Here is a 14111-nt window from a genome sequence, read left to right on the forward strand (position 1 = left end):
ACACAAAGAGGACGATAAGAAGCGCAAAGACGCGGTAGAGGCGCGCAACCAAGCCGACGCGCTAGCGCACCAAACGCAAAAGAGCCTCGACGAGCTAGGCGAGAAAATACCTGCCGAGGATAGAGAGCGCATCCAAAAGGCGCTTGATGAGCTAAAAGAGACGCTAAAAGACGAAAACGCGAGCAAAGAGCAGATCGACGCGAAAGTCAAAACTCTAAGCGAAGCCAGCCACAAACTAGCCGAAGCGATGTATAAAAAAGACGGTGCTGCTGCCGAGCAAGCAAACGGCGGCAAGAAAAAAGACGACGACGTCATCGACGCCGAAGTCGAGTAAAATTTAGCCCTTGTTTTGGCAAGGGCCTCAAACGAAAATTTAAGGTTTTAGCGTTTTACGCACCATTAAATTTACCCCGCCCGTTAAATTTGACGGGCGGTTTTTATAAATCTCTAAATTCGTTATCTCAAATTTACCCAATCCAAATTTGACTCTATGTGGTTTTTATCCGCTTATTTTTTATAAATTTTAGCCCTCTTTTCAACACAATCCTTAATCAAAATCATCTGTTTGGACGACCGATTTAAATATAATCAAACAAAAAAGGTCCTAAATGTATCTATTTTTCCTGATTGTTCATATTTTGAGCGCCGTCGCCTTCGTCGGCTACGTATTTTTCGACGTTTGTATATTTCCGTTTGCTAAAAAGCATATAGACGAAGATACGCTCGCTCGCGTCAAAAAAGCCTACACCAAAGGCAGCGCGAAGGTGTTCGGTACGGCGTTTTTACTGCTGATCATCAGCGGCGTTTATATGGCAAAGGATTATTTTGGCGGCGAGAACGGATGGCTCGGTAGTCCGTTTCAAATTTTACTCGCGACCAAGATCGGTGTGCTAGGGCTAATGTGCCTAATCACGGCGATATCGCTCTTTTACGTCTATAAGCTAAAAAAACCAGATCCCTTCGGCAAATACTCGCACATCATTGCCCTTGTTTTGTGCGTCATAATGATAATCCTAGCAAAAGTGATGTGGAGGGTTTAGATAAATTTGACCGATTGATTTAAGACGCGATTAGATCGCAAAAGTCAGAGTAAAAACAAAAGCATTTTAGCCGCCAAGGAGTGTAGCGGCCAAAATGTAAGGCAGTTAAATTTAGCCCAAAAGCCTGTTAAACTGGCTTTGCAAGCTTGCGGTATTGTGCGCTTGAGCTAGGATCGCAGCGTTTGCTTGCAGGTCGTTTTGCTTAAATGCGCTTAGATTTTTAGCGATGTCGTTATTTTGTAGCTGCGACTCGCTTTGCCTTAGCGCGACGTTTTTGGTTAGGCTTGCGTTGATGCCCGAGATTATGCCGTTTTGCGCAGCGCCGATCTCGCCTCGCAGAGCGTTTACGCTACCGATAAATTTACTCACGCTATCGCCGTTACTCACGTCTATACCGCTAAAATCGGGCGCGCTTAAATTTACGCTCGCCGTGCCGTTGCCGGTTAGGAAGCTCATCTGCCCGCCAAATACGTTCTTACCGTTAAAACTCGCCTGCTGCGTGCTCTCTCTCATCGCTCCCACGAGCGCGTCTGCCTCGCTTTTTATCATCTTTTGCTGGTCGGCGTTTAGGATGCCGCCGTTATATCTCACCGAGAGCTCGCCGATGCGGTCGGCGCTTTGCGTGATATTTGCTAGCGTGGAGTCTGCGATCTGCAGGATGCCGATAGCGTCGTTTGCATTTGCGACGCCCTGCTCTAGCGTGGAGCTTTGAGAGCGTAGCGAGTCTGCGATAACTAGATTTGCGCTGTCGATACCGCTTAGAGCACGCTGTGCGGAGATGTTATTTAGGGCTTTTGCGCTATTATTTTGAGCTTGTTCTAGGTATTGATTGCTTAGGCTTGAGTTTGCGGAAAAATTTCCCAGTTTCATTTGCACTCCTTTTAAATTTGACCCGATTTTAGCGAAAATTTGATTAAAATTTGCTAGCGACGAGCAAAGACCGCTACAACGTCGATTTTTATCTCACGCAAATTTTTTCATGCTTGTTAATTTTATAAAACTTCATTGTTCTTTTAGATTTTTCGGCTTACCGTCAAGCGTAAAATATATTTTTGATTTATCGTCATCTTTTGGATAAGCGTAGATTCCATCCCTATGTATAAAAATCACAAAATACTGTGCGGGTATGATGATTTTACCGTTTATATCTATCACGCCAAATTTTTTGTTTTCTTTAAAGGTCGAGACGTTATGATCGCCAAAAAATAACGCTTCGTTGTATTTTGGTTCAACTATCGGCTCTAAATTTTCACCGTATAACCCCCATTTTCCGTTTTCATTAACATGAAACACATTTTTCTTTATAGGATCGAGTTCTATCATGTCGAATTTTGGCTCGGTCTTTTTATCCGCCGAGGCAACTAAGCCCATTTTACCATCCTTTCTGTAAATAAGAACTCCGGAATTTGATATATCAAAATCTACTTTTTCATACTCTATAGGCACTACGATCTCATACGCACGATTTATAACGCCGTATTTGCCGTCCATGCTTATTAATTGATATTGCTGCTCATCATCATAAAAGATCGGATTATAGTCAAATTTTGGAGGAAGCACCTCTTTGCCGTTTTTATAGATGACGCCGTGTCTTGTTTTGTCGTTTGTTTTTACCCACGTTACCGCAAATCCACTTTCCTTAAATTCTTCTATCATATAATACTTTGGAGCGATCAGCTCCTTGCCGTCTCTTGCATAGATACCGTATTTACCGTCTTTGGCAGCGATTATTATCTCTTCTTCCAGTTTTGCATCGTCAAATTCCATATTTAAAACCATATCCCCAAAGCGATTTACCGCACCCCATTTTTTATCTAAAAACACCAATGCCACGCCGTTTCTAAACTCTGAGCCGTTGTCGTATTTTATCGGTATAACCACCTCGCCTTTAGTGTTAATAAATCCCATTTTTGATTCTTTTTCGTTAAGGATAGCAACAGCCGCGAGCCCGTCTTCAAATTCGCCCACCTTGTCGTATTGCGCTTTTATTACTATATTGCCGTTTTCGTCGGCAAAGCCGTATTTTCCGTTTTCTTGAATGGAATTTAGATATACTTCTTCGCCGATACCGTCATTTGAGTCATATCCGTTGAGTAAAAGACCCGCAAAAACTAGCGAGCTAAGTAAAATTTTCTTCACGTTTTGTCCTTATTGATAAATTACGATTTTATTCTACAGTTTTTACTAGAACAAGAAACAAATTTGCTATTCAAGTTAAATTAAGCCGTTTAAATTATTATCGGCGCCAAAAAACGAAACAAGACGAGTTTTTTTAGTATAACGACCTTTACAAGGATATATTTTATGATTTTTTACTTTGTTTTCATATAAATCTTGTTTTGTTGCGAGCTCGCCTTGCTCAGGCACGAGCCGGATTAACTCCGCTCATAGCTAGATTGCCGCGGTAGACGGCGCTTTCGTCCATGCCGACGTTTCGCCCGCGATAACCGCCCGGCGCAAGAACCTTAAATTTACCCGCACGCGCGCCTTTTAGCTCAAATTTGCCTCCACTTGGGATTAGCGCGTAAATTTTACCCTGCGGCGTAGTGTAAAATTCGCTGCTACCTATCTGGACAAATTCGCCCTCCTCCTCGTAGCTAGCGACGTAAACCATGAAAAATACCGTAAAAAGCACGGCAAAAAGCGCAAATAAGCAAAGTGGTATAAATTTTTTATCTTTCAAGGTGCCACCTATTTTAAAAGCTCTGATTTTTAACGCCTCGAGGCAAATTTGAGCTCAAAATTTACGCAAATTGTCTCAAAATTTTAAATTTTCCTATCGCATGGTAAGCTAGCGACCAAACAAGGAAGCAAATACAAATAAGCCGAACAATATCGGTAAAATCGCGAATCTCAAATCTGCCAGTAATCAAAGAAAAAATCACTCCGCCCGCGATACAAAGAGCAAGAAGCGTCAGCGAGATAAAAACCGCAATGTTCATGATTTTTGCCATCATGCTCCTATTTTCGCTATTTTTAGCCAGGGTTTCAAGCAGGGTTATTCTATTTATAAAACCGTCTCTTTCGTACTTTACGCGCACGAGGTCGCCCTGTTCTAGACTAAAATCAGCCGAAAAAACGCCGCTAAATTTAATCCCGTCCAGCTCAAAACTAGCGCCGATAAACTCGTCTCGCTTAATAGTGCGTAAATTTAGAGCGCTAACTCTGCCCGTTTTAGTTAATTTTTTCAAATTTGCTCCAAATTTTCGGCGATTTCTAAGACTTCAAAATATTCGTTTTCAAGCGTCTCCAGCTCGCTTTTTGCCGCTTCTAGGTCGTTATAAAGCGCGGTTAGACCGATTTGCTGATAGATTTTTGGATCGCTAAGGCCGGCGTTTAGCTCCTTTATCTTAGCCTCTAGCGCGGCGATTTTTTCGGGATGCGAGGATAAAATTTGCGTTTGCTTATAGCTTAGCTTCGCGCCGGCTTTGCTCTTTTGTTTTTGCGCTTGCTCGGCTTCGTTTGCTAGGCTCGCTTCAAATTTACCAAGCTCGGCTAATTCGTCTTCTAGCTCGAGATAGACGCTGTACTCTTGATGTAGCACCTCTATTTGAGTGCCCTCAAATGCCCAGAGCTTGTGCGCGATCTTATCGACGAAGTAGCGGTCGTGGCTCACGATGATGATAGCGCCTTCAAAGCTTTGCAGATAGTCTTCAAGGATGTTGATAGTAGCGATATCGAGGTCGTTTGTAGGCTCGTCTAGCACGAGCACATCGTACTCCTTGCTAAAAAGCAGCGCGAGCGCCACGCGGTTTTTCTCGCCTCCGCTTAGCACGCCGATGGGTTTATCGAGGAATTCTTTAGGAAATAGGAAATTTTTAAGGTAGCCATAAACGTGCATATTTCGCCCGCGCACCATGACGTGATCGCCGCCGTTTGGACAAAAGGTCTCGATGAGGCTTTTATCGTCATCCAGCGCGCTTCGCGACTGATCAAAGTACCCCACGCGCACCTCGCCGCGCTTGATCTCGCCGCTGCTAGGCTTTTCAAACCCGAGTAAAATTTTAATAAGAGTGCTTTTGCCGCTGCCGTTTCGTCCGACTATCGCGATGCGCTCGCCTTGCAAAACGCGCGCGTTAAAACCCGAAAAAAGCTGCTTGCCGCCGATAGTTTTGCTTAGTTGCTTGATCTCAAAGAGCATTTTTTTGCGGTTTACGCTTTGCGTTTGGTTAAAATTTTTACTCGCGCGCTCAAGCTCGAGCCTAACGCGGCGTATCACGCCAGGATTTTTCTTAGCCTCCTCGCGCATGGCTAGCACTCGCTCTTTACGACCTTCGTTGCGTTTTAGACGCGCTTTGACGCCGCGGCGTAGCCACTCCTCCTCGGCTTTTAGTTGTTTTAGCAGAGTTTCGTGAGATTTAGCTAGGCTGGCTAAAATTTCCTCTTTTTTAGCTAGATAGTTTGCGTAACCGCCATCAAATGACGCCAGCGCGCCCTCCTCGATCTCGACGCTTCTAGTTGCCAGCGCGTCGATAAAGTAACGATCGTGCGAGATAAAAACTATCGTCTGGCGCGAGCTTTTTAGCATATCCTCTAAAAATCTCACCATATAAACGTCAAGGTGGTTCGTAGGCTCGTCAAGCAGCAAAATATCGGGCTTTTTAAGTATCAAAGCACCCAGAGCCACGCGGCGTATCTCGCCTCCGCTAAGGCTAGAAACGGCGCGATTTTCGTACTCTTTTAGTTTAAACTCCTCCAGCACGCGCTCGATCTTGCGCTCGATCTGCCAGCCGTCTTTTGCCTCGATAAATTTGATTAGCTCGTCTTGCCTAGCATTTAGCTCTTTGTTGTGCGGATCGCGGCCGAGCGCTTCTAGTACCGCCGCATACTCGTCGCGCGCGTCAAAGATCTCTTTTAGCTCCAAATTTAGCGCGTCTTTTACCGTCGCCGCATCGTCAAATTTAGGATTTTGCGCGAGCATTTCTACTTTTACGCCGCCTTGCACGATACGCCTACCGCTATCAGGCTCTAGCGAGCCCGCGACTAGCTTCATCAGCGTACTTTTGCCGCTGCCGTTTTTGCCGATGATAGCGATACGCTCGCGCTCGTTTACGCTGAGGCTTATTTTGTTTAGAATTTCATTCGGACCGAATTTTTTACTAACGTCGATAAGGTCGATTAGAGCCACGCGCGAGCCTTAAAACGAGATATGCATGCTAAGCGCGATGATACAAAGCGTAAGCGCCATCGGCACGTAGATATATCTGCCCGTAAAATACCAAAACGCGCCTTGCTTTTTTGCTGCGCCAGTGTTTATCTCGTCCATGATTTCTTCTTTTTTGATGACCCAAAACCACGACACCGCGCCGATCACTGCGCCGATAGGGATGATATAGATCGACACGAAGTCCATCCACGGCCCCCAGCTAGTTATGGCTTCCATATTTACGCCTATGCCAAAGCATATTATGCAAAGCGCGATTAGCACGACGCCGCGCTTTAGCTTAGGAAATTTGTGCATTATCGATTCGGCGACTGCTTCGAACATATTTTGCAGCGAGGTCACGCCGCCAAAAATCACCGCCGTAAATAAAATAATCGCGAAAATTTGACCGCCGGGCATGTCTTGTAAAATTTTAGGCAGCGTTACGAAAAGTAACCCGGGTCCTGCCGCCGGATCCATACTGTAGGCAAATACCGCAGGCAGCATAACGAGCGCCGCTGTCATCGCCGCGATCGTATCAAAGATCGCCGTCTTTTGCGCGCTATCTACTACATCCTCGTCCTTTGATAGATACGCGCCGTAAACGATCATACCAGAGCCCGTGATAGATAGCGAGAAAAAGGCCTGACCCATCGCCGCTACCCATACCATCGGGTCGGCTAGCTTGCCCCAGTCGCTGTGAAAGACGAATTTATACCCGCCAAACGCCCCGTCTAAAAACGCCACTCTGATAGCGAGGATAAAAAATAGCACGAAAAATAGCGGCATCATGATTTTATTTGTCTTTTCGATACTGTGCGCGCCGAAAAATAGCGTAAATAGCGTGCCCGCAACGACGATAAAGTGAAACGGCACGACCGAATAGGACGAAAGCGCAAAGGACTCGAACCAAGTGTTCGTATCCACGGTCATCAGCGAGCCCGTGATCGCCTGAAATAGCGCCTTTAAAACATACGCGATGATGACTGCGTAGCCGATAGCGATACACATCGAGCCAGCCAGCGGTATCCAGCCTAAAATTTTACCGAAAGTGCCCCAGTTTCGGCTCTTCCATGCGTATTCGTACGAGCCTAGCGTACCGGTTTTGGCGCGTCTGCCGATAGCGTACTCAGCAGAAAGTCCGACATAGGAAAATATCGCGACAAAAAACAGATAAACGAGCAAAAACGCGCCGCCGCCGTTCGTACCGACCTTATAAGGAAACCCCCAGACGTTGGCCATACCGATAGCCGAGCCCACGCAAGCGATGATAAACGCCCAGCGTGACGTGAAATTTGTTTTGTGCATTTGATATCCGTTTAGATTAAATTTTTTCAATTATACTTGATTAAGCTAATAAAAAGATTATGCCTGCTCGCCCGCAAAGAACACAGCGCCGCCTTAAAACGCTTTAAATTTATATTTTGGTATAATCTCGCGTTATTTAAAATCCACGTTACAAAAGAGAAATTATGAATTTATCGCTCAAAAAGCTCACTATCCCGATATTTTTAGATATGTTTTTACACTTCGTGACGCTCATCATAAACACATATATGGTGACCAAGGTTAGCGTCCATCTAGTCGGCGCCATGGGCGCGGGTAATCAGATAATGGATCTATTTATGACCATTTTTAGCTTCCTTAGCGTAGGCTGTTCGGTCGTAGTCGCGCAGGCTCTAGGCGCGCGAAATCACAACCTAGCCAAACGCGTCATACACGCTAGCATCACGTTTAACACGATCATCGGCCTTGGCAGCGCGGTTTTTATTTACTTTTTCGGATTTGAGATTTTAGAGCTTTTAAACGTCCCAGAGCAGCTTCGCGCCCAGAGCTTTGGTTACCTGCATATGCTCGGTATCGCGCTAGCCTTTGACGGTATCGGCATGGTGCTTGCAGCCGTGCTTCGCGTTTATAACTTCGCCACCGCCGTCATGCTGGTCTCCCTACTCATGAACGTCATCACCCTTTGCGGCAACGCCATCGCGCTTTTTGGCTGGCTGGGACTGCCCAACTACGGCCTCTACGGCGTCGCGGTATCGACGGTCGTGGGACGACTGGTGGGCGTTATCGTGCTATTTTTGATACTGACCCGCTACGCCAAAGTTAATATTTTCTTTAAGCGCCTATTTAGCCTACCATTTGTTATTTTGCGTAAAATTTTATCCGTTGGGCTTCCGAGCGCGGGCGAAAATTTGCTCTGGATGGCGCAGTATATGGTGGCTTTCGGCTTTGTGGCAAGTATGGGCGAGGCTAGCCTAAACGTGCAGACTATTTACTTTCAGATCACGCTTTTAATCCTACTTTGCGGAGCCAGCATCAGCGTGGCAAACGAGGTCATCGTCGGCCACCTAGTCGGCGCGATGAGATTTGACGAGGCATACTCGCGCACTTTCCGCGCGCTTCGTATCGGTTTTATAGCGACTCTCGCGGTCGTTTTAGCGGCGTATTTTGGCAAATTTGAGATCATGGAGCGGTTAAATTTGACCGAGGAGCTAAAGGCCGTCATGCTGCCGCTTTTTACCCTTTCTATCGCTCTTGAGACGGGACGAACGTTTAACATCGTCATCGTAAACGCCCTGCGCGCGAGCGGGGATGCCAAATTTCCACTGATGACGGGTGCTGTGTTCATGTGGGGCGTGAGCTTGCCGCTAGGATACTATCTGGGCATCGTGCAGGGCATGGGAATCATCGGCGTTTGGATCGGATTTACCGCCGACGAGTGGCTACGCGGACTCGTAAACACGTGGCGCTGGAGAAGCAGAAAATGGCAAGAAAAGCGCCTAGTGTAAAAACCGTTAGCGTAAAATGCGGCGAATTTGGCATCACACTAAATTTTAAAAAAGGCGTCAAAACAACCCGCCTAAAGGTCGCTAAAACTGGCGAAGTATCGGTCTCGCTGCCCTTTTACGCCGCACAAAAATATGCGCTAGAGTTCGTGCAAAAACACTACGACTGGCTAAAATCGGCTCGCGAAAAGACGCTAGCAAATTTGCCGCGCGAGGACGAGTTTAGGCTACTGGGCGAGGTTTACCGCATAAAATTCGAACCGAATTTAAAGGGCGTAAATTTGATAAGGTTTGCAAGCGATTTAGGAGTTTTTGACGGTTTAAATTTGAGCTCGGACGGGCTAGACCCGCACCTTTACGGCGCTAAATTTGACGGCGAATTTGACTCTATTAAATTTGATCCATACCTTGACGAGGCTAAATTTACTAGCATGGACGGACGTAAATTTGACGGCGAAATTTATGCTGCGAGTTTAGTTGCGCTAGAAAACTACAAAAAAGCTTTTGCGAGGCGCATTTACGGGCATTTTATAGCTAAATTCGCTCCTACCGTAAACCGAAAAATAAACCGCGTCGTTGTGCGCAAAATGACCACTCGCTGGGGTAGCTGCAACTCGCGCAAAGGCTATATAAATTTAAGCCTAAATTTGATCGAAAAAGCCCCCGAGCTAGTCGGATACGTCGTGCTTCACGAGCTTACCCACCTCATATACCCGCACCATCAAAAAAGCTTCTATGACTTCATCGCTAAGCTCATGCCTGATTTCAAGATGCGGGAACAACGGCTAAACAAAAAATAATTTTAAATATGCTAAAATAGAATATTTAAAATTTAAAGGGAGATAATGAAAAAACTTCTAATGCTAGTTGCCGCGGTTTTTGCCTTGGGCGGCGATTTTGAGGACGGCGTAAAGGCCTACGAGAGCTCTAAATTTGTAACGGCTCGCGAAAAATTTGCAGCCGCCTGCGACGCGAACAACGGCCTAGCCTGCGCAAAACTGGGCGCGCTTTATCAGCTGGGCAAAGATATCCTGCCTGACACCAAAAAAGCGCTTGAGTTATACGAAAAAGGCTGCGAACTAGGCTCTAAAGAGGCTTGCTCGGGTGCCGGCGGGATATACGTGTCTAGTGACAAAGAAAAGGCGCGCGCGCTGCTAAATAAAGGCTGCGAGCTTGGCGACGGCTTTTCATGCGCGACTGCGGGATCGTATCTGCTAGAGGAGAAAAAATTTAAAGAGGCATATGCGCTTTTTGAAAAAGCATGCAAGATAGGCGATAGCCTCGGGTGCCAATTTGCAAGCGATCTAAAACGCTCAAAAAGACTTTAATTTTACTTACTCGGGTTAAATTTGACCGTCAAATTTAACCCAAATTTATCTTTTCTATACGCTATTTCCAAAACGCAAGCTTCTAAAATTTACGAGAGAGTAATTAGCAAACCAAGAAAGCGCAGGCTCTAAGCGCCTACGCCGACTCTCTTTTCCGCTTTATTTTGTATCCATTGAAACGCAAACAGCGCCACGTAAAGCAAAACGCCGATCGCGTAAGAAACGTATTCGTTTGCGATAAACGGGATGTATTTAGCGCACATATTAGGCACCAAGGTTAGCGGCACTACGCACAAAAGCAGCGCGCGCTCGAGCACGTTTACGCGTTTAACAAAATACCCTTGAAGCGCCGAAGAAAACGCAAACATACCCACTAGCGCCGTACCGAAAATCAGCGCCATTTCGAGCGGATTTGTTATCCACACTATGCCTTTGGCGTCGTTTGGATTGGCCGAGTTTACGCTCTCTATCAAAAGCAGCTTGTTGTTAAATACGAACGAAAACGGCAAAATCGTCGTGCGCAGGTCGTAGAAAAAGCCCTGCACGCCCACGGTTACCGGGTTTGCTTTGGCGATACCGGCCGCAGCGTATGCCGCGATACCGACCGGAGGCGTATCGTCTGCTAGGATACCGAAGTAAAAGACAAAAAGATGCACCGCGATGGCCGGTATGAGAAAGCCGTTTTTGTGCGCCAAAAACAAAATCACAGGCGCGACCAGCGAGCTAACGACGATGTAGTTTGCCGTCGTCGGCAAGCCCATGCCTAGTATCAGCGACATTATCGCAGTGAGAAAGAGTATAAGCACGATGTTGTTGCCGGCTAAATTTTCCACGACTTCGGAGAGTACTTGACCGACGCCCGTTAGTGAGATCGAGCCCACGATGATACCGGCTAGACCCGTAGCTATCGCGATCGTCGTCATGCTTTTAGCCGCCGTTACCATCGCCCAAAATATATCCGCAAAGCCGATGATGAAGTCCTCTTTGCCGACGTCTTCGCCGTGAGCTATCTTTCTAACCGGCTCTTGAAAAAGGATAATCAAAAACAGCACGCAAATAGCGTTAAAAGCCGCCGAGATCGGCGATTCGTTCGCGATTAGCAAGGTGTAGAGTAAAACCAAAATCGGGATAAGATAGTGCAGACCGCTCACGAAAATTTTAAGCTTCGATATGCCGGCACCCTGCTCCATGCCTTTTAGCCCTAGCTTACAGCTCTCAAGGTGCACGATGAAAAACAGCGACAAGTAGCACACAAATGCCGGAATCACGGCCGCGATCATGACGTTTGTGTAGCTAAGTCCCAAAAACTCGGCGATGATAAAGGCCGCCGCACCCATGATAGGCGGCATCAGCTGACCGTTTACACCTGCGGCCACCTCGATCGCGCCGGCTTTGGTGCTAGTTAGGCCCGCCTTTTTCATCAGCGGGATCGTAAACGTACCCACCGTCACGACGTTTGCCGTAGAGCTACCGCTCACCATGCCGGTTAGTCCTGACGCGATAACCGAAGCTTTCGCTGGTCCGCCGCGAAATTTACCAAGCAGCGCAAAGGCTAAATTTATAAAGTACTGCCCAGCACCCGCGCGCTCCAAAAGCGAACCAAACAAGACAAAAAGATAGATAAAGCTCACGCTAACGCCAAGCGGCACGCCAAAAACACCCTCAGTCGTAAGATACATGTGGCCTGCGAGCTTGTTTAGGCTAGCGCCCTGGTGCGCGATGATGTCGGGCATATACTGACCGAAATAATCATACGCCAAAAATATCGCTGCGATGATAGGAAGCGCCGGGCCGATGATCCTGCGACCCGCCTCAAACAGCACGACCACGGCGACGCAGGCTACGGCTATATCAAAGCTCGTGTAGTCTCCGGGACGCTGCGCTAGAGCGTAAAACTCTATGAGCGGATAGAGCGCTGCTAGCGTACCAACAACACAGAGCGCGATGTCGTAAAACGGCAGGCTGGAGTGGGCTTTTTTGTGAATCTTAAGCGGATAAAGCAAAAACAGCAAACAGATAGCAAAAGCAAGGTGTGCCGAGCGCGACATCGTAGTGTTCATCGGAAAATACGCGATGTAAAGCTGAAAAACCGACCACGCAAAGCAGATGATGCTAGTAAAATATATATAAAAGTTCGAGTTTATCTCGCGCGTCTTTACCTCGACGAACTCCTCCTTTTCCTGCGCGGGCTCGGTATTTGTTCGTGTATCGTTTAAATTTTTATCCATATTTGCTCTTAACCTCTTAAATTTTCTTTTTATAAAATTTGGCGATTGCACCCGTAAAATCGGGCTTTATTTTTAAATTTGACCAGCTTTTGCGCCTTAAGTTTACCTACAAATTTAACCCAGTACCCTAAAGATACGGGTTTTGCAAACGGTAAGCAAAACTAGCCAAAAACTCGCGCATGAGCCAAATCTAAAATTTGACGCCTACAAGCGGCTTAAAACCACCACCAAAAAGCTAGCAAAGCGTCAAATTTTAAATCCTCAAAAAACTAAAAACAAGCCTAAATTTAAGAAAAATAAGCCGCGCAGGCCAAATTTAACCCATGCGGCCAAGCTAGTTTATTTTATTATGCCGGCTTTTTTAAACTCGGCCTCGGCAGCAGGATGCAAAGGCGCAGAAAGCCCCTCTACCAGGCTCTCTTTAGTAACGGCTGCAAGTGCCGGATGCAAGCTCTTGTACTCGTCGAAGTTATCTAAAATCGCCTTTACGACCGCAGCCACCGCAGTATCACTCATGCCCTTGTCGGTTACCAGTACGGCTTTAACGCCAATGCTGTTTACGTCGTGATCTACGCCCTCATAAGTGCCTTTTGGTATCGTGCCTTTGGCGAAATACGGCATCGCGGCTATCATCTTGTCCACCTGCTCGCCCTCGATGTTTACGATGTCGATAGGCAACGAGTTTGCCGCGTCGGTGATGTTAGCCGTCGGGTGGCCGACCATGTAGAAGTAGCCGTCGATTTTCTTATCTTTTAGAGCGTGCGGGCATTCGCCGGCAGTGAGTACGCCGTGATGTTTTAGCTTTTTCTCGTCGAAACCAAACGCCTTAAACACGCCAAGCGCGGTCATTTCGTTGCCGCTACCGGGGTTGCCGACGTTGATCGCTTTGCCCTCGAGGTCGTTTATCGAGCCGATGCCGCTTGATTTTGAGACGACGAACGCGAGAAGCTCAGGGTAGATCGAGACGACGGCGCGCAAATTTTGATCGCCGTTGCCCTCAAATTTACCCACGCCGTTAAATTTATCATAAACCACGTCGCTTTGGACGAAACCGAAATTTAGCTCTTTTTTTAGCACGTTATTTACGTTATAGACCGAGCCGCCGGTTGATTGCACCGAGCATTTCATCTGCGGGTCTTTATTTACGAGGCGACATATCGCTCCGCCGACCGGATAATACGTGCCCGTCATCGCTCCCGTACCGATAGATACGAACTCCTTTGCGCCCAGCGCAGACGCGAAAAGCAACCCGGCTAATGCCAAAGATGTAGTTTTCATTTAACTTCCTTTCAAAGATTTTTTCTGATTTTACTCTCAAAATCCGCATTTTGCGTATAAATTTCGCTCTTTTTACGAGCTTTTTCAAAATTTTGCGACTATTTTACACACTTTAGCCTTAGAAAAATATTTCTTAAGGTAAAATTTATATATTTTTTACAAGCGAAGCGAAAATCATATTTTTTGTATGGAAATATTTCTAAATTTTACGCACCGAGACTTGCGCCTTTAAGACGCTAAATTTGGTTTGGTTAAATTTGGCGTTGCAAATTAAGTTCTTTGAGTAAAAAACAACCGTTTGAGGT

General features: G+C 46.5%; 13 protein-coding genes. 5 read left to right on the forward strand and 8 right to left on the reverse strand.

Annotated elements, in window-relative coordinates; translation table 11 throughout:
- Positions 1-334 (forward strand): Hsp70 family protein (locus tag Q0200_RS01500; protein ID WP_297936936.1); only part of this gene is annotated, 334 nt, incomplete at its 5' end.
- 274 nt (positions 335-608) lie between these two features.
- A complete protein-coding gene (locus Q0200_RS01505; RefSeq protein ID WP_297936938.1) occupies positions 609-1040 on the forward strand; it encodes a trehalose-6-phosphate synthase in 432 nt (143 codons plus the stop codon).
- Between the two features lie 111 nt (positions 1041-1151).
- Here Q0200_RS01505 and Q0200_RS01510 read toward each other — a convergent pair whose 3' ends face one another.
- The 6 genes from Q0200_RS01510 to Q0200_RS01535 all read right to left on the reverse strand — a co-directional run bounded on the left by Q0200_RS01510 (position 1152) and on the right by Q0200_RS01535 (position 7491).
- The gene (locus Q0200_RS01510) at positions 1152-1910 is read right to left on the reverse strand and encodes a flagellin (protein WP_297936940.1); all 759 of its coding nucleotides are present in this window, start codon (positions 1908-1910) and stop codon (positions 1152-1154) included.
- A 132-nt stretch (positions 1911-2042) separates the two neighbouring features.
- Positions 2043-3179, reverse strand: coding sequence for a WG repeat-containing protein (locus Q0200_RS01515; RefSeq protein ID WP_297936942.1), 1137 nt, complete (start codon positions 3177-3179; stop codon positions 2043-2045).
- A 220-nt stretch (positions 3180-3399) separates the two neighbouring features.
- Positions 3400-3723, reverse strand: coding sequence for a hypothetical protein (locus tag Q0200_RS01520; RefSeq protein ID WP_297936944.1), 324 nt, complete (start codon positions 3721-3723; stop codon positions 3400-3402).
- 61 nt (positions 3724-3784) lie between these two features.
- Positions 3785-4231 (reverse strand): hypothetical protein, encoded by a 447-nt coding sequence (locus tag Q0200_RS01525; protein ID WP_297936946.1) that lies wholly within the window; start codon positions 4229-4231, stop codon positions 3785-3787.
- The gene (gene abc-f, locus Q0200_RS01530; RefSeq protein ID WP_297936947.1) at positions 4228-6168 is read right to left on the reverse strand and encodes a ribosomal protection-like ABC-F family protein; all 1941 of its coding nucleotides are present in this window, start codon (positions 6166-6168) and stop codon (positions 4228-4230) included. The genes Q0200_RS01525 and abc-f overlap by 4 nt, the downstream gene beginning before the upstream one ends.
- Positions 6169-6177: 9 nt before the next feature.
- Positions 6178-7491, reverse strand: a complete 1314-nt coding sequence (locus Q0200_RS01535; RefSeq protein ID WP_297936949.1) for a sodium-dependent transporter — start codon at positions 7489-7491, stop codon at positions 6178-6180.
- Between the two features lie 164 nt (positions 7492-7655).
- Here Q0200_RS01535 and Q0200_RS01540 point away from each other — a divergent pair, with 164 nt between their 5' ends.
- From Q0200_RS01540 to Q0200_RS01550, 3 genes are read left to right on the forward strand one after another with little or no spacing between them, the layout of a single operon-like run.
- Positions 7656-8975 carry an MATE family efflux transporter gene (locus Q0200_RS01540; protein ID WP_297936951.1) on the forward strand — a complete coding sequence of 440 codons (1320 nt, stop codon included), beginning with the start codon at positions 7656-7658 and terminating at the stop codon, positions 8973-8975.
- Positions 8951-9772 (forward strand): SprT family zinc-dependent metalloprotease, encoded by an 822-nt coding sequence (locus tag Q0200_RS01545; protein WP_297936953.1) that lies wholly within the window; start codon positions 8951-8953, stop codon positions 9770-9772. The genes Q0200_RS01540 and Q0200_RS01545 overlap by 25 nt, the downstream gene beginning before the upstream one ends.
- Positions 9773-9817: 45 nt before the next feature.
- Positions 9818-10300 carry a tetratricopeptide repeat protein gene (locus Q0200_RS01550; protein WP_297936955.1) on the forward strand — a complete coding sequence of 161 codons (483 nt, stop codon included), beginning with the start codon at positions 9818-9820 and terminating at the stop codon, positions 10298-10300.
- 128 nt (positions 10301-10428) lie between these two features.
- Here Q0200_RS01550 and Q0200_RS01555 read toward each other — a convergent pair whose 3' ends face one another.
- Positions 10429-12528, reverse strand: a complete 2100-nt coding sequence (locus Q0200_RS01555; RefSeq protein ID WP_297936957.1) for a TRAP transporter permease — start codon at positions 12526-12528, stop codon at positions 10429-10431.
- 339 nt (positions 12529-12867) lie between these two features.
- A complete protein-coding gene (locus Q0200_RS01560) occupies positions 12868-13806 on the reverse strand; it encodes a TAXI family TRAP transporter solute-binding subunit (RefSeq protein ID WP_297936959.1) in 939 nt (312 codons plus the stop codon).
- Positions 13807-14111: the final 305 nt, after the last annotated feature.

The organism is uncultured Campylobacter sp. (genome assembly GCF_938045225.1).
GTDB lineage: Bacteria > Campylobacterota > Campylobacteria > Campylobacterales > Campylobacteraceae > Campylobacter_A.